This window comes from Flavobacterium sp. ACN2 (assembly GCF_002303885.1).
Classification (GTDB): Bacteria; Bacteroidota; Bacteroidia; order Flavobacteriales; family Flavobacteriaceae; genus Flavobacterium.
Map to the genome: position 1 here is coordinate 1 of NZ_MRCM01000003.1, position 26,400 is coordinate 26,400.

At 33.0% G+C, this 26,400-nt stretch carries 24 protein-coding genes and 1 rRNA gene; 11 read left to right on the top strand and 14 right to left on the bottom strand.

From position 1 onward, the window contains the following. The 4 genes from BSF41_RS03855 to BSF41_RS03870 form a co-directional block, all read right to left on the bottom strand. Window positions 1-74: ribosomal RNA gene (locus tag BSF41_RS03855) — 16S ribosomal RNA — on the bottom strand; the annotation flags it as partial. A gap of 615 nt (window positions 75-689) precedes the next feature. Beyond that, window positions 690-1,040, bottom strand: a complete 351-nt coding sequence (locus BSF41_RS03860; protein WP_095928211.1) for a hypothetical protein — start codon at window positions 1,038-1,040, stop codon at window positions 690-692. 56 nt (window positions 1,041-1,096) lie between these two features. Continuing rightward, the gene (locus BSF41_RS03865) at window positions 1,097-2,332 is read right to left on the bottom strand and encodes an ABC transporter permease (RefSeq protein WP_095928212.1); all 1,236 of its coding nucleotides are present in this window, start codon (window positions 2,330-2,332) and stop codon (window positions 1,097-1,099) included. Between the two features lie 102 nt (window positions 2,333-2,434). Continuing rightward, window positions 2,435-2,929 (bottom strand): YkgJ family cysteine cluster protein, encoded by a 495-nt coding sequence (locus tag BSF41_RS03870; RefSeq protein ID WP_095928213.1) that lies wholly within the window; start codon window positions 2,927-2,929, stop codon window positions 2,435-2,437. 72 nt (window positions 2,930-3,001) lie between these two features. Between BSF41_RS03870 and BSF41_RS03875 the strand changes: the two genes are divergently transcribed. Together BSF41_RS03875 and BSF41_RS03880 are read left to right on the top strand one after the other, a co-directional pair. Next, window positions 3,002-3,709 carry a bifunctional 2-polyprenyl-6-hydroxyphenol methylase/3-demethylubiquinol 3-O-methyltransferase UbiG gene (locus BSF41_RS03875; protein WP_095928214.1) on the top strand — a complete coding sequence of 236 codons (708 nt, stop codon included), beginning with the start codon at window positions 3,002-3,004 and terminating at the stop codon, window positions 3,707-3,709. Between the two features lie 21 nt (window positions 3,710-3,730). Next, window positions 3,731-4,276, top strand: coding sequence for a YfiT family bacillithiol transferase (locus BSF41_RS03880; RefSeq protein ID WP_095928215.1), 546 nt, complete (start codon window positions 3,731-3,733; stop codon window positions 4,274-4,276). A gap of 76 nt (window positions 4,277-4,352) precedes the next feature. On the opposite strand, the gene BSF41_RS03885 is transcribed toward BSF41_RS03880, so the two are convergent. The 8 genes from BSF41_RS03885 to BSF41_RS03920 form a co-directional block, all read right to left on the bottom strand. Then, window positions 4,353-4,985 carry a 7-carboxy-7-deazaguanine synthase QueE gene (locus tag BSF41_RS03885; protein ID WP_095928216.1) on the bottom strand — a complete coding sequence of 211 codons (633 nt, stop codon included), beginning with the start codon at window positions 4,983-4,985 and terminating at the stop codon, window positions 4,353-4,355. A gap of 101 nt (window positions 4,986-5,086) precedes the next feature. Further along, window positions 5,087-6,754 (bottom strand): tetratricopeptide repeat protein, encoded by a 1,668-nt coding sequence (locus tag BSF41_RS03890; RefSeq protein ID WP_095928217.1) that lies wholly within the window; start codon window positions 6,752-6,754, stop codon window positions 5,087-5,089. 16 nt (window positions 6,755-6,770) lie between these two features. Then, window positions 6,771-7,694, bottom strand: coding sequence for a PstS family phosphate ABC transporter substrate-binding protein (locus tag BSF41_RS03895; RefSeq protein ID WP_095928218.1), 924 nt, complete (start codon window positions 7,692-7,694; stop codon window positions 6,771-6,773). A 5-nt stretch (window positions 7,695-7,699) separates the two neighbouring features. Next, the gene (locus BSF41_RS23910) at window positions 7,700-7,927 is read right to left on the bottom strand and encodes a hypothetical protein (protein ID WP_095928219.1); all 228 of its coding nucleotides are present in this window, start codon (window positions 7,925-7,927) and stop codon (window positions 7,700-7,702) included. Beyond that, on the bottom strand, window positions 7,927-8,727 hold the full coding sequence (locus BSF41_RS03905) for an energy transducer TonB (RefSeq protein WP_095928220.1): 801 nt from the start codon (window positions 8,725-8,727) through the stop codon (window positions 7,927-7,929). The genes BSF41_RS23910 and BSF41_RS03905 overlap by 1 nt, the downstream gene beginning before the upstream one ends. Before the next feature lie 38 nt (window positions 8,728-8,765). Next, a complete protein-coding gene (locus tag BSF41_RS03910; protein WP_095928221.1) occupies window positions 8,766-9,323 on the bottom strand; it encodes a biopolymer transporter ExbD in 558 nt (185 codons plus the stop codon). A gap of 19 nt (window positions 9,324-9,342) precedes the next feature. Next, window positions 9,343-9,954, bottom strand: coding sequence for a biopolymer transporter ExbD (locus BSF41_RS03915; protein WP_095928222.1), 612 nt, complete (start codon window positions 9,952-9,954; stop codon window positions 9,343-9,345). 41 nt (window positions 9,955-9,995) lie between these two features. Further along, window positions 9,996-10,820 (bottom strand): MotA/TolQ/ExbB proton channel family protein, encoded by an 825-nt coding sequence (locus tag BSF41_RS03920; protein WP_008464979.1) that lies wholly within the window; start codon window positions 10,818-10,820, stop codon window positions 9,996-9,998. A gap of 381 nt (window positions 10,821-11,201) precedes the next feature. On the opposite strand from BSF41_RS03920, the gene BSF41_RS03925 reads away from it, so the two are divergent. After that, window positions 11,202-12,719 carry a helicase HerA-like domain-containing protein gene (locus tag BSF41_RS03925; protein ID WP_095928223.1) on the top strand — a complete coding sequence of 506 codons (1,518 nt, stop codon included), beginning with the start codon at window positions 11,202-11,204 and terminating at the stop codon, window positions 12,717-12,719. Window positions 12,720-12,827: 108 nt separating this feature from the next. On the opposite strand, the gene BSF41_RS03930 is transcribed toward BSF41_RS03925, so the two are convergent. Then, a complete protein-coding gene (locus tag BSF41_RS03930; RefSeq protein WP_095928224.1) occupies window positions 12,828-14,171 on the bottom strand; it encodes an NAD(P)/FAD-dependent oxidoreductase in 1,344 nt (447 codons plus the stop codon). A gap of 218 nt (window positions 14,172-14,389) precedes the next feature. Between BSF41_RS03930 and BSF41_RS03935 the strand changes: the two genes are divergently transcribed. The 7 genes from BSF41_RS03935 (at window position 14,390) to BSF41_RS03965 (ending at window position 22,104) form a co-directional block, all read left to right on the top strand. Then, the gene (locus tag BSF41_RS03935; protein ID WP_095928225.1) at window positions 14,390-14,995 is read left to right on the top strand and encodes a GNAT family N-acetyltransferase; all 606 of its coding nucleotides are present in this window, start codon (window positions 14,390-14,392) and stop codon (window positions 14,993-14,995) included. A gap of 45 nt (window positions 14,996-15,040) precedes the next feature. After that, on the top strand, window positions 15,041-16,135 hold the full coding sequence (locus BSF41_RS03940; protein ID WP_095928226.1) for a hypothetical protein: 1,095 nt from the start codon (window positions 15,041-15,043) through the stop codon (window positions 16,133-16,135). Between the two features lie 176 nt (window positions 16,136-16,311). Further along, window positions 16,312-17,142 carry an alpha/beta fold hydrolase gene (locus tag BSF41_RS03945; RefSeq protein WP_095928227.1) on the top strand — a complete coding sequence of 277 codons (831 nt, stop codon included), beginning with the start codon at window positions 16,312-16,314 and terminating at the stop codon, window positions 17,140-17,142. 207 nt (window positions 17,143-17,349) lie between these two features. Next, complete coding sequence (locus tag BSF41_RS03950) at window positions 17,350-18,138, top strand: AraC family transcriptional regulator (protein ID WP_095928228.1); 789 nt, start codon at window positions 17,350-17,352, stop codon at window positions 18,136-18,138. A gap of 78 nt (window positions 18,139-18,216) precedes the next feature. Next, window positions 18,217-19,728: a serine hydrolase gene (locus BSF41_RS03955; protein WP_095928229.1), complete on the top strand. Its 1,512-nt coding sequence runs from the start codon at window positions 18,217-18,219 to the stop codon at window positions 19,726-19,728. A gap of 324 nt (window positions 19,729-20,052) precedes the next feature. Next, on the top strand, window positions 20,053-21,501 hold the full coding sequence (locus tag BSF41_RS03960; protein ID WP_095928230.1) for a serine hydrolase domain-containing protein: 1,449 nt from the start codon (window positions 20,053-20,055) through the stop codon (window positions 21,499-21,501). Window positions 21,502-21,660: 159 nt separating this feature from the next. After that, entirely contained in the window at window positions 21,661-22,104 is a 444-nt protein-coding gene (locus BSF41_RS03965) for a hypothetical protein (RefSeq protein WP_095928231.1), read from the top strand. A gap of 120 nt (window positions 22,105-22,224) precedes the next feature. Here BSF41_RS03965 and BSF41_RS03970 read toward each other — a convergent pair whose 3' ends face one another. Next, complete coding sequence (locus BSF41_RS03970) at window positions 22,225-24,615, bottom strand: penicillin acylase family protein (RefSeq protein ID WP_095928232.1); 2,391 nt, start codon at window positions 24,613-24,615, stop codon at window positions 22,225-22,227. A 108-nt stretch (window positions 24,616-24,723) separates the two neighbouring features. Between BSF41_RS03970 and BSF41_RS03975 the strand changes: the two genes are divergently transcribed. Then, complete coding sequence (locus BSF41_RS03975; protein ID WP_095928233.1) at window positions 24,724-26,280, top strand: hypothetical protein; 1,557 nt, start codon at window positions 24,724-24,726, stop codon at window positions 26,278-26,280. The last annotated feature ends 120 nt before the right edge of the window (window positions 26,281-26,400 follow it).

The following is a 26,400-nucleotide window of genomic DNA, read 5'->3' on the forward strand; positions in this document are numbered from 1 at the left end:
CTCTACCCCTCGACTTGCATGTGTTAAGCCTGCCGCTAGCGTTCATCCTGAGCCAGGATCAAACTCTTCATCGTATATTTTAATATTATATAATCGATGCTCTTTCTATCGGTTCTTTTCGAATCTTGCGATTCTACTGCTCTTATTCTTTTTGTTCTAACATCTCTGTTAGAACGGCTGTCAATTCAATATGTCTACGAACGTAATTTTTTTGTCTTTCGCTTGTCTCTCAAAGCGGGTGCAAAACTAAAACTTCTTTTTGTTTCCTGCAAGAAAAATTTAAAGTTTTTTTTGAGATTTTTTCAATCCCGTTTTCTCCAATTTTCCTCCCAATCCCTCAATGAACTTTTCCTGTTTTGCGGGGTGCAAATGTAGAAAGCATTTTCAAATCTCGCAAGCTTTTTCGAATCTTTTTTTTGAAAATTTCTTTCCGTCTGATTCTCCTTTCCTGCCAGTATTTCGATGAACGCCTTCGCTGTTGCGGGTGCAAAAGTAGAACCTTTTTCCGCTTACGCAAGCTTTTTCAAAGAGTTTTTTTGATATTTTTTCCATGTTTTTCTTAACATTCTAATAACTCGCCGTTTACAGCATAAACTTTTTTCAAACCTTGTAGGGTTTTTCTGCACAGCCCTGCTGTTTTGGCATTTTCCGCCCGTTTCGGCATTCGCTTTTTATGGGGTTTTCAGCCTTTAAGCCCATTTTTTGAAGAAATTCCATGTTTTCAAAAGCCGACATCTTCCGTTTTCAATCCCGCAAAGGCGCTGAGGCGCCAAGCTTTTCCTTCTCCCCCTTCCAAAACCCGCCCTTTTCCCCTTTAAGCCGCCTCTGAAAACCGGTGCCCTAGCCCCGATAGAAGCGGAAATCCTTTTGCTTTTTTCTTTAAAAAGCAAAAGATTGAAGCGGATAGCGGGAAACAGCTCCTTATAAATGCCAAATCTCAATTTTTTAAAATCCAAAATTCCAAATGCTGCCGCTAGAAGGGCTTCGGCTTCGCTCAGACGGACAATCGAGATTTTCTCCTTATATATATGTATAAACAATAAACCCGACTGGTTTTAAAAAACTGTCGGGTTGGATATTGTGCTTTACTTTTTACTTAGTCGAAACGGATCGCTTTTACAGGTGATATTTTTGTTATTATATAAGAAGGTATTAATAGCACCAAGAAACAAACACCAACCGTAAGCAGGTTTAATAATAGTATATACATCCAATTTAGATAAACTGGCGCCTGATTTACATAATAGTTTTCTGGATTGAGCTTAATTATGCCGAATTGCTGCTGTATTAATAGAATTGAAATTCCGATCAAATTTCCCCAGAATAGTCCACGTAGAATTAGATAAAAGGCATTATATAAAAATATCTTACGTACTGACCAGTTATTTGCGCCCATAGATTTTAAAATTCCAATCATTTGAGTTCTTTCTAAAATGAGAACCAGCAATGCCACTACCATATTAATTGTTGCCACGAGAATCATGACCCCTAAAATGATTACTATATTAAAATCAAAGAGCTTAAGCCAGTCAAAAATATAACTGTATTTTTCTACAATGGTTTGTGTATCTAGATTAGACGAGGTTTTTTCGTAAATTTTATTTCCTGTGGATTTAATTTCATTAAAATCCTTTACAAAAACCTCAAATGCTCCAACTTGACTCTCGCTCCACTTATTGATTCTTTGAATATGGCGGATATCTCCGATAATATATGTTGCATCAAAATCTTGGAATCCGGAATTAAATATTCCGACAATCTTAAACCTACGGCTATTTGGAAGTTTACCTTGCTCTTCCTTTATAAAAAAAGTATTGAATTGGTCTCCAATTTTTAAATTTAAACGATCTGCAAGAAATCTTGAAATAATAACATCTTCATTCAATGCTTTTGCAAAACCTGGAAGTTTACCTTCAACAATATATTCTTTAATATTATTCCAATCGTAATCTGCTCCTACACCTTTAAATATAATTCCTTCAAAAGCATTTTCCGTTCTAATTATTCCAGCTTTACTGGCCACTGCCTGGATATGGCTTACTTCTGGAACCGATTTAAAATTAGGATAAAAATCTTGTTGCTTTGAAATTGGAACTGTTGTAACTTCTGAATTATTATTGTCATAATTAGAAATTATGATTTGGCCATTAAAAGCAGAAACTTTATCGCGAATTTTCTTTTGCAAGCCTATTCCTGTGGCCACAGAAACCATCATCATGATTATTCCGATTGCAATTGCAGAAATCGCAATTTTTATAATGGGCGCCGAGATACTGCTTTTATAATCTTTTGCAGTAATAAGTCTTTTGGCTATGAAATATTCTAAATTCAAATTATGAGTTTTCTTTATGTTGTTTAATTATTTCCTTTCTCAAAAATACATCTTAAAAAAGGAAATCAATATATTCTTAGAAACAATTGCCTGTATATTCAATCATAACGGCAGCTTCTTTTTCATTTCCTCGACGATGTTGAATGCTGCTGGACAAATTTCGACGTTTTTCAAAGTTAAATTAGAAATCTGATAAAATTTGTTTCGATCTGTATGAGGAAACTCTCTACAGGCTTTCGGACGAACATCATAAATCATACAATAATTTTCATTATCTAAAAACGTACATGGAACGCTTTGCAAAACATAATCTTTGTCTTCATCAATTCGCAAGTACTGATCAATAAATTGCTGAGGCTTTTGTCTAAAGTGTTTAGAAATTCGCTCTATATCTGCCAAAGTAAACAATGGCCCAGTCGTTTTACAGCAATTAGCACACTTCAAGCAATCCGTCCTTTTGAATTCGGCATTATGCAAATCCTGCATAATGTAATCTAAATTCTTTGGCGGTTTCTTTTTAAGCTTATCGAAATACTTTTTATTCTCGTTATGCTTATCTTTGGCTAACTTACTTAAATTATTTAAAATCTGTTTCAAGTTTAGTATTTAAAGTTGATTTGCAAAATTAAACAACTTTGAACTTGAAACCTTAAACTTTGAACTAAAACAATGAAAGATCTTTTTGGGAAAGCAATATTTGATTTTTACACCAAAAATTCACCTGAAGACATTATTACTGAAACTTCTATTTCTGAAGAAGATGAAATGAGTGTCGAATATCTTTTCCGCTCTTATAACGAAATGCCGAAAATTGAGCAAAAGGCTTTGCAATTGGCAAAAGGAAAAATATTGGATGTAGGGTGCGGAGCTGGAAGTCATGCTTTATCCCTGCAAAATGAACGCAGTTTAAATGTAACCGCTATTGATATTTCTGAAAAAGCAATTGAGACTTGCCGTCTTCGAGGAATAAAAAACGCTAAAGTTGAAAATATTCTCGATTTTGATGGAGAAAAGTTCGATACAATTTTACTTCTAATGAACGGAACAGGGATTTTTGGCCAGTTAAAAAACTGCAATTCCTATTTAACTAAACTAAAATCTCTTTTAAATCCTGGCGGACAAATTTTAATTGACAGCTCGGATATCATTTATATGTTTGATGAGGATGAAGATGGCGGAAAATGGATTCCGTCTGAAAATGATTATTATGGAGAGCTCGTTTTTAATATTAGCTATAAAGGAGAAAAAGAAGAACCTTTTGATTGGTTGTATTTGGATTATAACACGCTTCAAAATGCAGCGATTGCCAATGATTTAAATTGTGAACTTGTTCTAGAGGGCGAGCATTATGATTATTTAGCTAGGCTCACCATTTAAAAATAAACCATAAAAAAACCTATGAAAGAACTAGATTTAGAGAAATTAAAATATCCTATCGGAAAATTTATTGCTCCAGAAAATTTTTCAGCAGAATATCTTTCTGAAAAAATCAAAGAAATTGAAACTCTTCCAGAAAGATTAGCAAAAGAAACGATTCATTTAAAAGATGAACAATTAGACACGCCTTATCGTAATGACGGATGGACCGTGAGACAAGTCATTCATCATTGCGCCGAAAGCCATATGCATTGTTTTATCAGAATTAAATGGACATTAACAGAGAACAATCCAGTTATCAAAGCTTACGACGAAGTTCTTTGGTCTGAATTAAATGATAGTTTAACAATGCCTATTCAACCAACTTTGGAATTATTGAAAGGACTTCATTTCAGACTAGGCTATATTATGAAAAATTTATCTGAATCTGATTTAGAAAAAACTTTTATACATCCTTCAGATAATTCGGAAAACAAACTCAAAAAAATTATCGGAATGTATGCCTGGCATGGAAACCATCATCTTGCACACATTACTGCCTTGAAAAATTATAAAAACTGGAAATAATGAGTTGTTTACTTTTTACACAAACTGTATACTTGTATAAAACAAAAAATCTCTTCTACTGAAGAGATTTTTTGTTTTATGGAATATTAAGATACTTATGTGTCTGTAATGAAACTCTCCATTTTGGATTGCTCATTACATAATCAACAATAAGTGGAGTCATTTCTTCTTTTTTACTCCATTCTGGCTGAAGGAATAAAATTGCATTATCGTTTACTAATTCTGCTTGCTCTTCTGCAAAAATAAAATCGTGTTTATTATAAATAATCACTTTTAACTCATGAGCATTATCATACACGGTTTGTGTTGGCAGTTTGTTCTTTTTTGGCGAAAGACAAATCCAATCCCAAGTTCCTGATAATGGAAAAGCTCCAGAAGTTTCGATATGAACTTTTAGATTCTTTTCTTTTAATCGTTTTGTTAAAAATGTCATATCCCAAGATAAAGGCTCTCCACCAGTCACTACAACTGTATCAGCATATTTTGCAGCATTTTCAACAATTAAATCCACACTTGTTGGCGGATGAAGTTCGGCGTTCCAACTTTCTTTCACATCACACCAATGACATCCTACATCGCATCCACCAATTCTAATAAAATAAGCAGCTCGTCCTGTATGTGAACCTTCTCCTTGAATGGTATAAAATTCTTCCATCAAAGGAAGCATTGCTCCTTTATTTACTTCTAATTGTATTTCTTTTGGTAACATTTTAATATTTTAAGAGTGCAAAGATAGTCAATAATATACGGAACAAAAAAACCGATAGTTTTTTGAACTATCGGTTTTTATATTCTCTTTAAACTTTCTAATTATTTTAAAGCTTTTATAGATTGTGTAGCGTATGAATTTGCAGGATCTAAAACTAAAGTTTTATTAAAATATTCAATAGCTTTAGCTTTATCTGTATTAGCATAAGCTGCACCAATACCATTGTAAGCTTCAATAAATTTCTTAGTTACAGCTGGCTTAGCCACTTCTTCTGCGCCTTTTGCTGAAATTTTAGTAACGTATTCTTCGTAGTTTTTAATGATTAAATCATCTTTATCTAATAACGAATTAATTCTTGCTTTGTACAAGTATGCTTCATCATAGCTAGGAGCAGTTACTAAAATTTTATCAAAAGCTGCATCAGCTTTCCCTAAAGCAACAGCATCACGGCTTTCTTTTGGTTTACTAGCATTACCATAGTATAAAGAAATTCCATAATAAACACTATCATCTAAGTAATTTTTAGACTCAGAATTACCTGCTCCAAGTTCAAAAATAGCAGCAGCTTGTGCATATTGTTTTTTACCAAATAACTCTTTTCCGAAATCAGCGAATTCTTCAACTACTAAAGGCTCTAATTCAACTGCTTTTTTGATATCAGCTAAACCAGCATCAAAAGCTGCTTGATCTACTGTACCATCAGCTGCAGTTCCTTTTTTAATTTTAGCCAATCCTAAGTAGTAGTAATCTCTACCGATAACTTTGTTTCCTGGAGCTTTAATGTAATCTTCAATAGATTTAATAGCTACATCAACATTTCCATTTTCGTAAGCAGCATATCCTAAATATCTGTAAATTCTAGGATTTACTTTATCCTGAGCAATCATTTTGTTTGCAACAGTCTCTAATTGTTTGTAATCTTTAACCAAGATTAAGAAATCTGCATGACGCATTTTAGAATCAAGAGAGTAATCTGTCAAACTTAAGTACTTCTCGTAGTTTGTAATTGCATTCTGCAAGTTAACTTTAGCAGTAGAAGGTTTGTTTCTTGCCCATTTGTAGTATGTTTCAGCAAGCTCTCTGTAAACTGGTCCGTAATTAGCATCTAGTGCGATAACTTCATTAAAAGATTTAATTGCTTCATCGTAAGATTTAGCACCTTTTAATAAAACTCCTAATTGCATTTTCGCTCTTAACAAAGTATTATCAGCTGTAAAAGCATCGCGATATGCTTTGTAAGCATCGTTTTGGTTGTTTGCTCCGTAGTAAGCATCTCCAATTGCCAAAAGTGCTTGTGCATTTTGAGGATCTACTAATAAAGCTCTTTTCAAAATGTCAGTAGCACTTTTATAATCTGGATTCTCAGAATTCATGTAAGCTCTAGCGATGTAAATAAATTCATTTACATCTTTTTTCTTCATGTCTTTAGTTGCTAAAGTAAAATTAGCTTGAGCAGCAGCAGTATTCTTTGCATCAAGATCTAATTGTCCTAAACCAATGTAGCTTAAATTTTTCTTATCTGAAGCTTGTAATCCATTATTGTAATAGATTTTTGCAGAATCGACAACTGATTGATTTAAATAAACATTTCCTAAAACAAAATTTGCTTCCCCATCTGAAGGTTTAGCTTTGATGATTGATTTAAGGATAGTTTTTGCTTTATCAAATTGTTCAGCATCAATTGCCTTCTTTGCCTGGTTGATATCTTGCGCACTTGCCGCGGTAGCCGAAGCAACTAATGCAAGACTTAAAATTTTAAATTTATTCATCTTTATTGTAATTAATTTATTCTTTATCTTTTATAATTTCATTTCTAATTTTTAGCTTTCGTCCCGGAGTTTTGTAAGGCAACAAGCCTGATTTTAAAACTATTCTTTGGCCGATGTCACCTGCTATGAATGAAGCAAAGCCCATTCCTAGTCCAGAATAACCTTGACAATTGATAATAAACAAATCACGTGCCAAAGGATATTTTCCAATTTCCAAGTCATTTTGAGTTGGACTATAATATTCATTACTGTTCAAACCTTTAACATAAAGAACATTAATTTTATTAATAGTCTCTGTCATGTCAGGAGTTGGCTGATAAAACCAATTAATACCAATAACACCAATCATTCCTTCATTTTCTGAAACAAATTTGATTACCTCATTATTTGTTTTAAATGAGAAAACTCCCGATTTAGGTATTTCATTCACCTTTGCTAATTCTTTCATGTAACGAACCGTACTTGAATTAGGATTATCGAAAACAAGGCCTTTAATTTTGCCATCTGTTTTGCCCTGCATGAAATCAATCACAGTTTTCAACGCGATTAATGTATCATTATTGCTTTTGCTTGAAATAAAAGCAATAGCATCATGAGCAAAAGGAGTTACTCTTGGATTAATTTTACTTTTGTCAAAACGAGCTTTTTCTTCTACAGTTAGATCGCGAGTTGTAATTGCGACCTTAGCCTTTTGATTTAACAAATCATTAATTACTTCAGCTTCTGATTCTGGTTTTACCTTAATTTTTGCATCATAGTAAGTACCTTCAAAAACAGCAACCTGATCGTCCACAATTTGTTTTACTGTTTCGTCAACCGCAAGATCAAGTGATCCTTTCAAAATGGTCTCTTTTTCAGTTTCATTCTTGCTTTTTTGGTTGCACATGGCAAACAAAAAGACAAAAACAACCAAACCTAAAGGCTTACTATATTTCAACATAATTATTATTCTTTTGAATTAATTAATCTTAAAAATCTTATTGCAGAGTACACAATTAGTAATCCACCAAAAGCATATCTGTATTTTGGTTCCATGTTAAGTGGGAGTTTTTCCCAAAACATAATCATTAAACCGAGCACAAGATAAATTAAAAAAAACAGTATTCCTAAAACAAGAAGAAATCGCTCTTTGAGCGATTTCTTCTGAATATTATTAAGCATATCTTTTAACATTATTCTGCAGATTGAATAGTAATAGGAAGAGAGTATAATACCCTAACTTTTTTACCATTTTGCTCGCCGGGAGTCCATTTTGGACATTTTTTAAGAACACGAATTGCTTCTGCTCCTGTACCATAACCGATATCTCTTAAAACTTTAATATCTGTTAATGACCCGTCTTTTTCAACTACAAACGTAACGTAAACTTTACCTTTTAAACCTTCTTCTTCTGGAGTTTTGTAGTTGTTTCCTACGAATTTGTAGAATTTCTCAATACCTCCTGGGAAGTCTGGTTTTACTTCGATACCAGCTGTGTTATATACAGTGTTATCTTCTTGTACCACCTCTGCTACTGGTCCTTTTCCAACTGGCTCATCAACAGTTAAAACTGCATCTGGATCTCCTTTGATAGTCTCAGCACCAACTTTTTTGTCTTTTAACTCAACAATTTTTGGTGGGTCTTCAGTTACTTCTTCCGCTTTTGCAACCACAGGTTTAACGAATTTAACCTGATCCACTTTTGGTGGCGGTGGCGGTGGCGGTGGCATGTTAGGCTTAATTTCCTCTTTTTTAGGAGGTAATTTTACCGCAGCCATCTTAACCTCTTTTACCTCTTCTTCTTCTGTTGAGTCTGGCAACAAACTCGCGATAAGAGGAGCAGCAACAGCAGCACTAAAGATAAGAGAACCAATAACAAGTGCTTTCACAGTTGTTTTTCCGTTTGATTTTCTCAGCTCGTATGCTCCATATATCTTATTACGTCCTTCGAATACGATATCAAGCCACTGATTTTTTATAATATCTAATTTCATACTTCTTGATTTTTAAGTCGATAAAACTAAGATTGCTCTTATTTTTTATCTATCACTTTTGTTTCTTCTGGTGTAAACTCAGGAACAATTGCATACGTCTCAACTCCAGTGATAGCCATTTCGTCCAAGATATCAACCAAATTACGGTAATTTGATTTTTTAGTTGGTTTAATGATCACAATGATTCCGTTTTTAGGTTTCCCTAAAGCAGCAGAATATGCTAAAACATTTTTCTTTTGTTTTAACAATTCTCTACGGATACCATCTTTACCATATGCAATATCTTTTGGCCCCACTTTTGGTGTTGCCAATAACCCCATATAGTAAACCATTTTATTATCGCCACCTAACATTACTGTCATGGTACGATTCTCGTCTACCTTAGTATCCTTAACATCTTTTTCGTTATCATCTTTATTTGGCAATGATAAATCCATCGATTGAGGTTTTGACAACGAAGTAGTTAACATAAAGAATGTGATCAATAAGAATGCCAAATCCACCATCGCTGTTAAATCGACTTTCGAATTTTGCTTTTTACTTCTTACTTTGCCACCTTTACCACCACCGCCGTCGCCGGTATTTAATTCAGCCATCTTAGTGTATATTTTTTAATTAAAAGTCTCTTCCTCTCTTACCAGTAACTAAGTTAAAGGAATTGATTTTCTGATCTTGCAAAATATCCATAATTTTTCTAATTCTTGGATATTCTTCTTTAGCATCTCCTTTAATCGCAATCTGCAATTCTTTGTCATCCAAATCAATTGTAGCTCTTCTAGAAATTAGAAGCCATTCTTTTAATTGATTATCTAATGAGTCCAAAGGAATTCCAGGCTGGTTTGCTTTGGTTCTGTCCGCCGCTTTCATATCAATGATTTGCTTCAAACCTGTAATTGGCACACCAAAATCATCCATAAGAGCAAATTTGGTTTTATCTTCTTCTGAAAATTCAATACCATATTTTGCACCCATTCCTTCAAGAGTTCTTTTACGAACTTCTCTTCCTTTGATGTCAAAAAATACTTTCCCTTTTCCTATTGTAATAATAGCCAAATCAGTATCTGGCAGTTTACTTATTGCAACAGAAGCAGGCATATCTACAGGCAATGCCTCAGGCACTTTAGCAGTAGCGGTCAAAATAAAGAACGTTAGCAAAAGGAACGCTACATCACACATCGCAGTCATATCTGTCGATGTAGACTTTTTTTTCATTTTTATTTTAGCCATTATCTTTTATTTTATTTTTTTGATATAAAATCAAAAATTAATTATTGTCTTAAACTTCCTCTGAATTTTCTGTAAGTATTCACGATTGTAGTACCAGCCTCATCGATAGAGTAAGTTAAATCGTCAATTTTAGCAGTAAAGAAGTTGTAAGAAACAATTGCTAAGATAGAAGTAGAGATACCTGTAGCAGTGTTGATAAGTGCTTCAGAGATACCTGTTGCAAGAGCAGCTTGGTCAGGAGTACCAGCAGAAGCTAACGCACCAAACGCTTTAATCATACCAGATACAGTTCCTAATAATCCTCCTAATGTACCTAAAGATACTAAAGTAGAGATAATAGTCATGTTTTTCTCTAACATTGGCATTTCTAATGAAGTTGCCTCTTCAATTTCTTTGTGGATTACTTCAGAAGCTTCTTCACTGTTGAATCCTTCTTTTTTAACATCTTGGTATTTTACCAAAGCAGATTTAATTGCGTTTGCAACTGAACCTTGTTGTTTATCGCAAGAAGCGATAGCAGCTTCGATGTTTCCTTCTTTAATACTTCCTTGAACGCTTTTCATGAATTTGTCAAGGTTAGTTTTTCCAGCAGCTTTACCAATAACAATAAATCTTTCGATAGAAAAAACAACAACCATTAAAAACATACCTAATAATACTGGTACGATGAAACCTCCTTTATATACTTGTCCTAATGTATTGATTGGATGTCCTGTTTCTGGATTACCTCCTTCGAAGTTAGCAGAATCCCCCATGATTACTTTCCAAATAAACACCCCTACTAAGATACACGCTACAATAATGATTCCTGTGATCATTCCTCCGCCATTTGAAGTGCTTTCTTTTTTAACTTTAACGTTTGCCATTTTTTTTAATTTTAATAGTTTTAAATAATTTTTATTTTTTAGTTATATTTAACTTGTAGAGGAGCAAATTTATACGTTTAGTTTAAATAAAAAAACTTTTTTTAATTTAATTGACCGAAATTTAACTTCGATTTAAAAAATATCTCATTAAATTGGCGGCGTCATTTTTTAAATAAAACAAAAAAAAGGACGATAATTAGAAAAATTACAACGTTTTAGTAAATATTCAAAGATTCCTTTGATATCTTCTTAAAAAGCTGCGAATTTTTTTTTTATTAAATTTTCAATCAAAAAAAGCTTTTTCTTACTAAAAAAAACCACATAAAAAGTATCCAAAAACAAAGCAATACTCATATAACAATCTAAATTACAAATAAAAACATGAATAAAAAAGAGAATTTTATTGCAGATATAAATACAGGGTATTCTTCAAAGGGAGACAGCATCATACTTGGAGGCGCAATGCTTGACGGTGAGCCAATTGCGGAAGCACATGTCAAAATTCCGCTGAAAACTTTAAATCGCCACGGATTAATTGCTGGTGCAACTGGAACAGGAAAAACCAAAACAATCCAGGTTTTTTCGGAACAACTTTCTAATGCCGGAATTCCTGTATTAATGATGGACATTAAAGGAGATTTTAGCGGTATAGCCAAAGAAGGAAAAGAAGAGGGTTTTATTACAGAACGCCATGCTAAAATAAATGTACCTTATAATGTAGCTGCATTTCCTGTTGAATTAATGTCTTTGTCGAAACAGAATGGAGTTCGTCTTCGTGCTACTGTTTCTGAATTTGGCCCTGTACTGTTTTCTCGAATTTTAGACTTAAATGATACTCAGGCAGGAGTTGTAGCGGTTATCTTTAAATATTGCGATGATAATCAAATGCCTTTATTGGATTTAAAGGACATCAAAAAAGTAATTAATTATATTACTGAGGAAGGTAAAGATGAAATTGCTGCTAGTTACGGTAAGATCTCAACTGCCACAACAGGAACCATTCTTCGAAAAATTATAGAACTAGAGCAACAAGGCGGTGATTTGTTTTTTGGCGAATTGTCTTTTGAAACCGATGATTTAATGCGAATTGATGAAAACGGAAAAGGCTACGTTAATATCATCCGCTTGACGGATATTCAAGATAAGCCTAAATTATTCTCGACTTTCATGTTAAGTCTTTTGGCTGAAATTTATCAGAAAATGCCCGAAAAAGGAGATGCAGAGCAACCAGAATTAGTCATCTTTATTGACGAAGCGCATTTAATTTTTAATGAGGCGAGTAAAGCGCTATTAGAGCAAATCGAAACAATCGTAAAATTAATTCGTTCTAAAGGTGTTGGAATTTATTTTGTTACCCAAAACCCGATGGATGTTCCGAGCGGTGTTTTAGCTCAGTTGGGACTAAAGATTCAGCATGCGCTAAGAGCTTTTACAGCCAATGACCGTCAGGCAATTAAAAAGACAGCCGACAACTACCCTACTTCTCCTTATTATAAGACCGATGAATTATTAACGAGTTTAGGAATTGGAGAGGCTTTAGTTACGGCGCTTAACGAAAAAGGTATCCCAACCCCTCTTGTTGCGACCATGATGCGTGCGCCAATGAGCAGAATGGATGTTTTATCTCCATCTGAAATTGATGAAATAAACGGCAAATCGAAACTAGTTAAAAAATATGCTGAAGAAATTGACCGCGAAAGTGCTTTTGAAATTTTAAACAAAAAACTGGCAGAAGCGACAGAAGCTGCAGCACAACAAGAAGCGCAAGCTCCTACCAAATCTGCAAAAACAGGACCAAGCACTACAGAAGTTGTTACAAAGTCTGTTTTAAAAGTCGTAACAAGCGCTACTTTTATAAGAGGTGTGTTTGGAGTTTTGACTAAAATCTTTAAAAAATAAAAGGACTTAACCAACCTAAAATATAAAACCCGACAAATTCTTGAAAATCTGTCGGGTTTATTATTATGTGTAAAGATTATATTTACGTATATAAATAGGTATAAAAACTTAAGCCTGCTCTAATAATGCTAAAATCTTGTTTTCAACTTCTGGGCTGTTCCAGATGTTTTCTATATTTTCCATTCTAAGAACCTCTTCCATAATTCCGTTTTGATAATCTCCGATTGCCAAAGCTTCAGCATACGGGCGATCACTAAAAGTAACGCGGCTATAAAGCGGAATCCATTTGTCTGGATGTTTGTCTGAAAAGACTTTTTCTATTTTCTTTTGCAGTAAGAATTTTTCATCTGCTGTTTTGGTACTCATTTCTAAGAAATTTCGATATGAAAGTTCTGCAATGGCATCTGCATTTGGTTTTCTTGAGATCTGATATTCTGAAAATATTTTTTTCCAATCGTCTTGGTACTTTTCAATCATTTCGCTCAAAACAGTGATATCTTCAAAACCCGCATTCATTCCTTGTCCGTAAAATGGAACTATGGCATGGCAAGCGTCACCAATTAAGGCAATTTTATTTTCGTAAGTCCACGGAAAACATTTCATGGTAACCAGAGTACTGGTTGGATTTTTAAAGAAATCATTTGCCAATTCTGGAATTACTTCAATCGAGTCTGGAAAATTTTTCTCAAAGAAATCTTCTACCATTTTACGGTCTATCAATGATTCAAATGAGTTTTCGCCTTCAAAAGGCATAAACAAAGTACAAGTAAAACTTCCGTCAAGATTAGGAAGTGCAATTAACATGTACTCGCCTCGTGGCCAAATATGAAATGAGTTTTTATCTAATTTATGTGTTCCGTCTGGATTTGCTGGAATATTTAGTTCTTTATATCCCATATTCAAAAATTCCTGAGAATAATTGAACATGCTCTGGCGCTGCATTCTGTGACGAATTCTAGAGAAAGCGCCATCGGCGCCAAAAACCATATCGAACTTTCTTTCTTCCCACTCGCCTCTTTCACTTTCGCCAATATGAAGCGTAGCATCATTCAAAGTAACGTCCCAAACTTTCTGTTCAAAATGAAATTCAGCTCCAGCTTCTTCGGCAAGATCGATCATTTTTCTGTTTAGTTTTCCTCTTGAAATAGAATATATCGATTCTCCTTCTTGACCGTAATTCTGAAAATTTAGTTTGTCTACCAAGTGAATGGCACGTTTATCCATCGGAATTGCAATTTCTCGAACCGAATCGCCAACACCAACTGCATCCAAAGCTTTCCAGCCACGGTTGGACATTGCTAAATTAATAGAACGGCCAGAAAAATTTATTTTTCGGATATCTGGACTACGGTCATAGACATGAACAGAGTGACCAGCTTTTTTAAGATAAATTGCCAGTAACGATCCTACAAGTCCAGAACCAACAACAGCAATTTTTAAAGATGTTTGCATCGAGGGAAAATCTAATATTGGGTCGTAAAAATAACTAATAATTGTACATGAGCCTTAAAATAAATGAACAAATTGTTTGTAAATAGTGATTCACAAAGATTATCTTGTTTTTTGATGTTTTAAAAATACAACAAATTGTTATTTTATTTGATTTATTCACAGAAATTAAACAACTAATTTCGCTTTCGATTTAATTCATTCCATAAAAAACAAAATTCATGAACAGCGAAATTATCCAATCGGAGATTATTTTAGAAAACGAGAAAGTGCTTTTGATTCCTTTTGAAAACGAAAGAAATATAGAACTCAAAGAAATCATATTTGACGATGAAATCTGGAAATATATGGGAATGTATGTTCGAAACGATCAAGATTTCGAAAACTATATAAAAAGTACATTAAAACAGAAAGCAAACGGGATTTGTTATCCTTTTTTAATAATTGACAAAGCAACTAACAAAGTTGCTGGAAGTACGCGCTACGGTTACTTAAATCACGCAAGTCAAAAATGCGAAATTGGATGGACTTGGTACGGCAAAGCTTTTCAGGGAACGGGATTAAATCAAGCATGCAAATTTGAATTGCTGAATTTTGGTTTCGAACAAATTCAATTTAGAAGAATACAATTCAGCGCCGATCTTGAAAATATAAGATCGCAAAAAGCTATTGAAAAACTGGGCGCTGTAAAAGAAGGCATTTTCAGAAACAATTATGTCGATTCTGAGGGAAAAAGTAAAGATGATGTTTATTTTAGTATTATTTCTGAAGAATGGGAAAATACTAAACAGGATTATTTTAGAAAATATAGTAAAAATATATTTTAGGAAACTAAAATCACTATTTTTGACTTTTAACGTAACTAAATCCCAATGACTTTTAGAAAATTAATACCTGGATTATTCATATTCTTTTTTTCCATTTCTATAAACTCTCAAAACACGCTCAAAAGCGTATATGATATAGAAGACAATTTTCCTGCGGAGATGAAAAGAGCTAAAATGTTTATTGACAAATTATGTTCTGACATCCTTATTTATGATTTGATTGTTGGCGGCAATAATACTTACAGTTCAAATTATCAATTTAAATTAAAGTCTACATCAGATTTAAATTATGAATTGCCATATACAAATGGATTATCGCTTTATTTTCTAGATTTTAAAACTAAAAAAACTTTAAAAGAGCAAACCTTATATGTTGATTATTCTTTTGATTATTTAAAATATAAACCTGAGTTCGTTTTAGACAAAAATACCTTTTCGGCTTTCTCTTATTTTAATCTAGCGACTGAAATCAATGAGTATTCGGATAAGGAAATCGTAAAGCAAATTTTGACTAATTTATTTGTTGAGCCTTCTTTTGAAAAAAGATTTCCCCTCTTTCTAAAAAAAATAAACGGTAAATATAAACTTGATAATCCTTCGTCTAAAGAGCTTTTTGGAGAAGAGGAAGAACTAAGCACCGATGAAAAAATTGAAAAAATAACTGAATCTTTAAAAGACCAATTTGATGAAGAATTTCACCAAGTGCTCTTTAATACTTTTATACTAGAGAAAACTGATGACAAAAAGACTTTTGAAAATTTAAGTAAATTATTTTCTAAAAATATTACAGAATCTGTTGATGACGTTTTGCAACAAAAAATTCTTATCAATACAAACAAAAGTTGCTTTCTAAAAGTGCCTAATCAATATCTAAATATTCTAAATGAAGAACATTCATTTCCAGTTAATTCGATTGAAATTAAATTAGATTTCAAAAATAAAAATCTAATACTAAATTTTTCTAATGAAGGTACTAAACTAGTTTTAAAAAACAGTAAATCGGTCAGCACTAATAAAATTTTAAATGAAGTAAACGTAACTACAAATAGTTTACAAATAACGATTTCTGAGTTAGACACAAAATTAATTGTTAGCGACAAATACAATAAAGACAATTACACCATTACATTATTAAAGTAGCACACGATTATTTAAAGAATAAAAAAACACACCCCAGCCATAAAGCTGGGGTTTTTAATTGAATTGAACTTTTACTAATCATCATTCTCTTTCCAATTAGATTGTATTAAAATGAAACAAATTGAACAATTGCGCGTCTTACTTTTTAAACCATTTCACACTAATCAATCAAAACCATGAAAAAATCAATTCTTTTACTATTAATAGCCTTTTTATCTGCAGCAGCTATTTATGCTCAAACAGAACCAATAAAATATGGCAACAACAAGGAAGCTGGAAATTATAAAGAAATTAACGGCTTTAAAATGTACTACGAAATTTATGGAACCGGAAAACCTTTGGTTTTACTTCATGGCAATGGCGGTTCTATTAAAGGCCACAGCAAAAGAATAGAATATTTTAAAAAGCAATTTCAGGTTATTGCAATTGACAGCAGAGGGCACGGAAAATCTATTGATCCTTCTAACAAGCAATTGAATTATAACGAAATGGCAGATGATGTAAGCGCTTTACTTGACTCGTTAAAAATAAAAAATGCCTATATCTGGGGACAAAGCGATGGTGGAATTTTAGGTTTATTGCTTGCTATTCATCATCCGGACAAAACAGAAAAAGTTGCTGTTTTTGGAGCTAATTTATATCCTGGAAAAAAAGCAGTTTACAGCGAAATAGATCAATTGGTTTTAGACACCTTAAAAGCCACGAAAGATCCTCGCACAAAAAACTTATATACTTTATTGGCAAAACAGCCTAATATTTCTAAGAAGGATCTACAGAAAATAACATGTCCTGTATTGATAATGTCTGGAGATCGAGATGCTATTAGATTAGAACATTCTATAGAAATATTTGATAATATTCCGAATTCGAACTTTTTTGTAATGCCTGGCGCAACACATTTTGGAGCTTATGAAAAACCCGAATTATTCAATTTAATTGTAACAAGTTTCTTTAATGATCCCTTTAAGAAAACATCAACGGTTGATATATTTACAGGAAAGAAATAAATATTAAACTAAAAACCCAGCTTTACAGCTGGGTTTTTATATGGAGTTAATACCATTTCTAGGTTTGGTACTATAAAATTATTATAAAACCACAAAATCTGGACATTATTCAAAATCATCTTTTGGATCTCATTTTTACCACATCACTTTTTTTAACCTAAATTTGAAGTTCAATTGCAAATCAATATTAAAAAGTCTCATCCAAAAATGCAATTATATTCAGAACATTACGTCAGTCATAAAACCGAACGGTTTGTCAATAAAATCTGGTGCTTAGACAACAGCATCGGCGAAAGCCTAATCGAAAATAAATTGGTTTTGCCAAACGGCTGTTTTAATCTTGCTATTGTTAACGGCAATTCGATTGAAGTTCATACGAGTAAAAACAAATACGAAATGAACGAAGGTATTTATTTCTGCTCTCAAATGACTAATAAAGTGCTCGTTAATATTCAGCCGAAAGCAAAAGTTACCATAATCCAGCTTCATACTTGGACGCTTTCTCTGTTTCCTAAATACGATTTGAGCAATTTTACAGATTCGATTATTAAAATTAATTCAGCAGAATTGCCTTTTAAAGTGGAGATTCAATCTGATATTGAAATACTATTAAAAACAATTAATGCTTATTTTGAAGCATTAGCAGATTCGCATCAAAATATAATTGAAAAAATCTGTGAAATTATACGACTTCGCGAAGATGAAATTTCGGTTTCAGAAATCGGAAAGTTGTTGAATTCTTCACAGCGTTTACTTCAAATAAAATTTAAAACGACGACTGGACTTACGATTAAAAAATACATTCAGATTTTAAAATTCAGAAAATCGGTCGATCAAATGCTGAACGCCGATTTAGAGAAAATGAGTTTAACCGAAATTGCACTTTATAATAAATACTTCGATCAATCGCATTTTATCAGAAAGTTTAAAGATGTGACTAAAACAACTCCAAAAATGTTCAATCCTGATTTGTATTTTCTTTCGCAAAAAAGATAAAATTTCGCTTTTATACAATTTTGGTACTTTTGATTGAAGTATTCTTGCAGAATCAATAATCATCAATCAATCATCAAAATGAAAATTATCAATCCCTTTTTGTTTCAATTAAAAAGTATTTTAGTTGGAATTTTATTCTTTCAAATACAAATTGGTTTTTCTCAAGAAGAAAAAACCTCTGCTTTGTATAAAACCATTATGTCAAAAGACAGTCTTTTATTTGATATTGGTTTTAATACTTGCGATGTAAAGCAATTCGAAAATTTATATACTGAAGATTTTGAGTTTTATCATGACAAAGACAGTGTTTCGGATAAAGCGAGATTCTTAAAGACTTTTAAAAGTGGCATTTGTTCTCCAACTAGAAAATACAATTATCGCAGAGAATTAATTTCTGGAAGTACCGAAATTTATCCGTTGTTTAAAAATGGCATTTTATACGGTGCGATTCAAATGGGAACGCATCGCTTTTATGAAACTTCTGCTGGTAATGCTGAACAAGCAGGAAGCTTTGCCAAATTCACGCATCTTTGGCTCTTAAAAAATAAAGAGTGGAAATTGGCAAGATCGCTAAGCTACAATCATCAAATGACTAGTTCTACGGCGGGCTTATCTGGTCTTTTTGACAATGATCAGGTGACGGAAAAATGGCTAAAAGAAAATAATGTTCCTGCTTTAGGAATTGGAATTATTTCGGATGGAAAACTGAAACAAATAAAAACTTTTGGTAATCTGAAACGTGATGTTCCCGCACCTTATAACACGATTTGGAATGTTGCTTCGCTAACCAAACCAGTAACTGCAATTGTTGCTTTGAAATTGGTTTCGCAAGGAAAATGGAATTTAGACGAACCGCTTAATAAATATTGGATTGATCCAGATATTGCTAAAGATCCGAATCATAAATTATTGACGACAAGAATTGTTTTAAGCCATCAAACTGGTTTTCCGAATTGGAGGGATTTTAATGAATCTAAAAAATTAGATTTCAAATTTAAACCGGGAACGCAATACCAATATTCTGGAGAAGGTTTTGAATATCTGCGAAAAGCATTAGAGAAAAAATTTCACAAAACATTAGATCAATTGGCTTCAGAATTAGTTTTTGATCCTTTAAAGATGAACGATTCTCAATTTATATGGAATGATAAAATTGATCTTTCGAGATATGCCGTTAATTATGACAAAGACGGTAATGCTTACGACCCGACTAAAAATAAAACCGCAAGCGCTGCAGACGATCTTTTGACTACAGTTGAAGATTATGGCAGATTTTTATCTAGCATAATGAAGAGCGAAGGCTTAAGCAAAAAGGTTTTTGACGATATGATTTCGCATCAAGTCCAGACGAAAAAAAACAAATATTTTGGTTTGGGTTTTGAAATCTATGATTTAGGAAACGAAAATTATGCGCTTTCTCACGGCGGAGCTGATAAAGGTGTTCAGACTATTTTTATTCTTCTTCCGAAAACGAAACAAGGTTTAATCATTTTTACCAATGTTGATGATGGCTACAAAGTTTATGAAAATATAGTCGTTCATTATCTAGGAGAAAATGGCCGAAAAATAGTCGATATCGAAACCAAATAATTGCTATCGCCATCAGATATTAATTTTAATCTGAGTAACATGTTCAAATTATTTATCCTTTTATTAGTATACATAAGTAAAATTTTAACTGCTTAAGAGCACTAAAAATATCTGTTAGTTATGAGCATAGGCCTACTTTTTAAGTAAATGGTCTGTGCTCTACTTTTTTATATTCCGAAAAAAAATAAAAATTTTGGATTAATCTTGAAACCAAATCACAAAACAATCGTCTAACCTTTTAGGACATCTGTTTATTTCATTCAAGAAGTTTCAATCATCAATCAAAAACAAATTTCATTAATCTAAAACCATAATCAATCCCTTATGAAAAAATCAGTCAAACTTATTGTGCTTTTTGTCGCTTTTCAGCTTTCGTCATTTAGCACATTTGCTCAAGATAAAGCACAGCAAATCGAACAGCTTTTAAGGAAATACACCGAATACGGACAATTTAACGGTTCGGCTTTGGTGGCGGAAAACGGAAAAGTAATTTTCAAAAAAGGTTTTGGTTCTGCCAACATGGAATGGAATATTCAGAATCAACCTGATACCAAATTCAGATTGGGTTCTATTAGTAAACAATTTACTGCTCTTTTGATTGTAAAACTGGCAGAAGACGGAAAAATAAAACTAGATGTGCCTATTACCACTTATCTTCCACATTATCCAAAAGAAAACGGTGATAAAATCACCATTCATCATTTATTGACTCATACTTCAGGAATTCCAAATTATACCAGCGCGCCTAACTTCTTTAAAGATAAAGCAAGAAATCCTTATGCTCCAGAAGCTTTTGTAAAGACATTTTCTAGTCTGCCTCTTGAATTTACTCCAGGCGAAAAATTCAATTACAGCAATTCGGGTTATTTTTTATTGGGGTACATTATCGAAAAAATTACAGGCAAAACATATGAGCAGAATTTACAAGAAACTATTTTCACGCCTTTAAAAATGGTTAATTCTGGTTACGATCATAGTGACATAGTTCTAAAAAACAGAGCTTCTGGTTATGAAAAAGAAGGAAAGAAAATTGTAAACGCCGCTTATATTGATATGAGTATTCCGTACGCTGCAGGATCTTTATATTCTACTGTAGAAGATTTGTATTTGTGGGATCAGGCGCTTTATACCAATAAATTGCTTTCTGAAAAATCAATGGAATCTTTATTCAAACCTTACATTAAAGCATGGAATGGCTTTTATGGCTACGGATGGTCAACTTACGAAGTGCCAAACGGAAATGACAAACTAACTGTTATTGAACACGGCGGCGGTATCAACGGATTTAATACTATTATTTCTCGTATTCCGAAAGACAAAAATCTTGTGGTTTTATTAAATAATACTGGCGGAACTGTTTTGGGAGAAATGAATACTGCAATACGTTCAATTTTATACAATCAGCCTTTTAGCCAGCCAAAGAAATCGCTGGCTCTTGATCTATTAGATGTTTATAACGAAAAAGGCGCTGTAGCAGGAACAGAAACTTACAAAAAACTAAAAAACGATCCAACTTATGCCATTAAAGAAGGCGATATGAACAGAGTTGGATATCAATTGCTTCAAACTGGAAAAAAGAAAGAAGCCATCGAAGTTTTCAAAATCAACGTTGATACTTTTCCAAAATCTGGTAATGTTTATGATAGTTTAGGTGAAGCTTATTTGGCTGATGGAGATAAAAAACTGGCCATTGCTAACTACAAGAAATCAGTGGAGTTGGATCCTACAAATGAAGGTGGAAAAAAAGTTTTAGAAGAACTTTCTAAAAAATAAAGACAGCGTATTCTAGATTAAATTCTTAAAATTGCTCCGATACAATAGCTCTAGCAGTTGTTGTATCGGAGTTTTTTGTTACAACTTGGGACATTCAAAATTGGAAAATTATTTTTTAAAAATAGTATTTTAGCCTCACCCAAAATAATTGAATAACCTATGAAAAATTTAAACCAACACCATTTTCTGGTTGCGTTCCTGTGTCTTTTTATTTCTTCTAAATCTTTATCTCAAAGCAATCAGCCATTGATGCCTAGTCAGCAGAACAAAATCATAATCGATAAAATTGTTGAAGCAACTCGGTATAAAAACTATGTTATTGATTTTTGCCTTTCAAAAATAAATGAAGCGACAGCAAAAGAAGGTTGGAATGACCAAAAGGCAATGGAAATTACCCAAAGCATTAATTACAAAAATTTTAGAGATGCCATTTACAACAGTTTTGTTGTATTTGACGAAGTTGAACTAGAAACTTTATTAAAAGCCTATGAAAAAGACCCAGCTTATCAAACACAAAATGTTATGACTAACAATAAAGTTTTGATTAATAATTTGAACATTTTTGCAAATGATATTGTTTTAGGGAAGTATATTTCTAAGTAAGGTGCTAAGGTGCTGAGATGATGAGATGCTGAGATTTTTAACCTTTGTCAAAATTTAAAATTTGACAAAGGTTGTAACCTGAAACTTCAAAAATGAAACTTGAAACCTGAAACAAAAAAACTACTTCTTAGGTTTCAAAATCAGTTTCGTCGATGTTTTTATGATTTCGTCTTTGTTCAATTTCATTTTTCTGAACTTTCCTGCGTTGTACATTTCAGCTTGATCGTCGTAATGTTTGCTGAAAGGATTTCCAGATTGTCCTGTTGGCAAAATACTCCAGCTGTTTTCTACATCGGCAAAATCGACAATTCTTCTGGTTGAAGGTCCGCCTTTCGTGTAATACTTTCCTTCATCATTAAATCCGAAGAATAAATTATTGATTACTTCATTTGAACCTGGAGAATTAAAAGGCCCCACATTAAACAATCCGCGAAGCGCTTTCACTTTTCCTAATGGATGCTCGTGCTCTACCGTGTGCACTTTCCCCCAATTCCATTCTGAAACATTTTCTCCCAACTGATTCTGCAAGGCAATAACAGCATCATGAAAAGATTTTGAAACAATGTCTGTTCTGGTTTCTTTTACATTTTTTGTTTTGATATTATCCCACCAAACCGAATTTTCATTTTTTATCTGATTGGCAATAACTTGTTTTCCTAAAGAAATTCCTAGAAACAAATTGAAGTTATCCTTGCCCATTTCGTCTTCAAACGTATTTTTCAAATACAAATAAATCCATTTGTTGTAAATCGTTGGCGCAACATCTTCAACATTTGTTGTTCCTTTCCAAGATTTTAAAACTTTTAAAACTTCTTTTTCATTATTAGAAAGTGGCTTATTATCTAAACTTGCTATTAAATTATTCGAAACTTCAACTGCAACATCCGAAGTATTATCATAAATCATTTTACTGATAGCTTCTTTATCCCAATCTGATTTTGCATCTAAAATCCCAGAAATTCTTTTGGCGCGATCTTCTGGCAAATAATATCCAGGATATAAATAACCATTATCTATAGCTTCTGGCTGATTATTGGCAGAATATACATATCCCCATTCTGGGTTTTCAGCCGACGGATTTTGCTCGAAATCTAGAAATTTAGTGATATCATCTTTACCGCTTGAGCCGTCCAAAATTAAATGTGTGTTAACGCCTTCATTATGTCGGTACAATTTCCCGCTCGCCCACCAAGCCACATTTCCTTTTGCATCGCCATACATTACATTTAATCCCGGTGCCGCAATTAAACTCACTGCCTTTTTAAAATCATCAGTATTTTTGGCATGCGAAAGTCCATAAGCCGCGTCTAGAATCTGGATTGGCTCTCTGGTATACGTCCAAGACATTGCAATTGGATTTTTCTTTTCTAAACGATCTATAAAATCATTCATAACTGGACCATGACGTGTAATCTTAACTGTCAAGACAACATCTGAAGAATCTTTTACTTTAATCGTTTTTTTTCTGATTTCGTATTTACTGAAACCTGTTGGAGTCTGATATTGAGAAGCATCATCTGCTTTATTTTTTTCTTGGTAAAAATCGATATCATCATTTTCAAACATCGTTAAACCATAAGCATAATCTCTATTGTGCGCCAAAAGCGGAAATGGAGTTCCAGCCAAATAACACCCATACAATTCCTGTTGTGGCGTTACAATATGTGCTTCGTACCAAGTTGCGGGTTGCGAAAATCCGATATGCGGATCATTAGCAAAAATAACCTTTCCTGTTTTTGATTTATGCGGCCCAACAACCCAGCTGTTGCTTCCAACAAATGGAGGAATCGGAGATTGATCCAGCATTGCAGTTATAGATTTTGAAATCTCGCTATATTCTTCTGTTTTCTCTTTTGAAATTTTGATTTTTGTATTATTAAATTCTCCTTCAATACCTAAGTCCTTTAAATAAGCGGCGCCAAATTTATTCTTAATATCGGTCAATAAAGGATCCGTTTTCTGCGCCATGGCAAAACTGAAAGACATGTATCCGAAAATATTATAAACGTCATTTATGGTAAATTTTTGTTTTTTTACGCCAACCAAAGTAAATTCTATCGGCGTTACACCTTCTTCCAGATATTGATTAATTCCGTCAAGATAAGCTTGAGTCAGTTTATAACTTTCACTGTTTTTATCCAATTTGGCAATGGCTTTCGCCGAAGCTTCTTCGATTCCGATTCCGGCAAAAAACTTGTCATTTTTAAGCGCAACGCCACCAAAAATTTCAGACAAACGTCCTGGCGCAATTCTACGTAATAATTCCATTTGCCATAATCTTTCCTGAGCATGAACATAACCAAGTGCAGTCATGGCATCTTTTTCAGAATCTGCATAAATATGAGGCACTCCAAAATCATCAAAATAGACTGTGGTTTCTTTTTCCAGATTGCTCAATTGTACAGAGCCTTCATATTTCGGTTTTAGATGAAAAATGTAAGCGCATAAACCAATCGCAAGAATTACAATAAGAACCAATATTATCAGCAGGATTTTTTTAATTATTCTCATATTCTAAAAAAGGATGAAATTCGTAATAATGTAACTTTTCTTCAAAATCTTATAAGAGACAACAGTCTTTAAAAGTCTAAATTTATGTATTTAAAATTAATCCTATAAATGTCTGTATATAAAAAAATAACGATTGTCATAATTTCTCTTCTTACACTTGTAATTCTTGCCAATGTCGGGCTGAATTACTGGATTAAAAAACAGCTTCCAATCATTATTCACGAAAAAAATAAAACCGCATATAATATTAACTATGAAAAAATTGAAGTCTCTCTTTTTTCTAGAAATATTCATGCACAGACTTTATTGGTAAGTCCTAAAAATGAGCCAAAAGACAGTAAAAATGGGCTTTTCGCCAAAATTGAGTCTATTACCATTAAACATTTTAATATTTGGGATTTAGCATTTCGCGATATTATTCAAGCCGAAAGCATCATCATCAATAAACCTCGAGTGATTTTGTACAAAAAAGGCGAAAAGCTCATAAACAACAGCAAAAGTATTAGAACCGAAATTGTAGATCCTTTTCGTAAAATTATAGCCGTTTCCAATATTTACCTGAACGATGGAACGGTCGATGTGGTTTCTCTGGATACGGAAAAGCCGATTTTCAGCATTAAAAAAATCCTTTTAAAACTGGAAGGCATATTAATTACTGATGCTACACTAAAAGAAAAAATTCCGCTTCAATATAAAAGCTATGCCTTGGTTTGTGACAGTTTATTTTACAGACCAAACGGTTTCTACCACATCAACATTGGAAAAATAAGTACCGAAAAGAATTTTTTAAAGATTAATAATTTCTCTAATCTTCCTCAGTTTAGCCGAAGAGAATTTACAAAACGTCTTGAAAAAGAAAAGGATATTTACAATTTAAAATTTGACTCAGCACAAGTTGAAAAAATGGATTGGGGCTTTAAAAACGACCGCTTTTATTTTAAAGCCAATTCGCTGGTGATTAATCATTTTGATGCTAATATTTACCGCGGAAAAATGGTAAAAGACGATCCAAGCAAAAAATATCTTTACAATCATTTATTGCGAAATCTAAAATTCCCTCTTCAAATTGACACTTTGCAAGTTCTTAAATCGAAATTGGTTTATGAAGAAGAACTTGATTTTGCTAAAGGGCCAGGAATGCTAACTTTTGACAAATTCAATTTACAAGCAACGAATCTGCGAAGCGGTTTTGGTCTGAAAAAAACGGATGATGTAAAAATTAAAGTCAAATGTATTTTCATGAAGAATTCTCCGCTTGATGTCGATTGGCGTTTTAATGTTCTGGACAAAAGTGACGGATTTCATATTCAAGGCGTGATTTCAAATTTTGATGTTGGAGCTATGACAAAATTCACTAAACCCTACATCAACAGTACTTTTACCGGAACTTTCAATAAATACCGTTTTAATTTCTACGGAAACGACAACGGATCGAAAGGAAATGCTTCATTGGATTATGAAGATCTGAAAGTAAAATTATACCAAAAGAAAAGCCCAGAAAAAGAAGCCAAACTCAAAACGGCAGTTGCTAATTTATTAGTTAAAAACGATTCGAAAGAAAAACCCAAAACCGCCGAAGTCGAAGTTGAACGGCTTCAAGATCGATCGTTCTACAATCTTTTGTGGAGAAGTATTGCAGAATCATTGAAGAAGATTTTGATTTAGAATATTATTTTTCAGCCACAAATTGCACGAATTGGCACTAATTTTTTATTCGCAGTGTAAAAAAAGAAAAATTCGAGAAAATTTATGCAATTCGTGACAATCTTTTTACACTATCCGCAA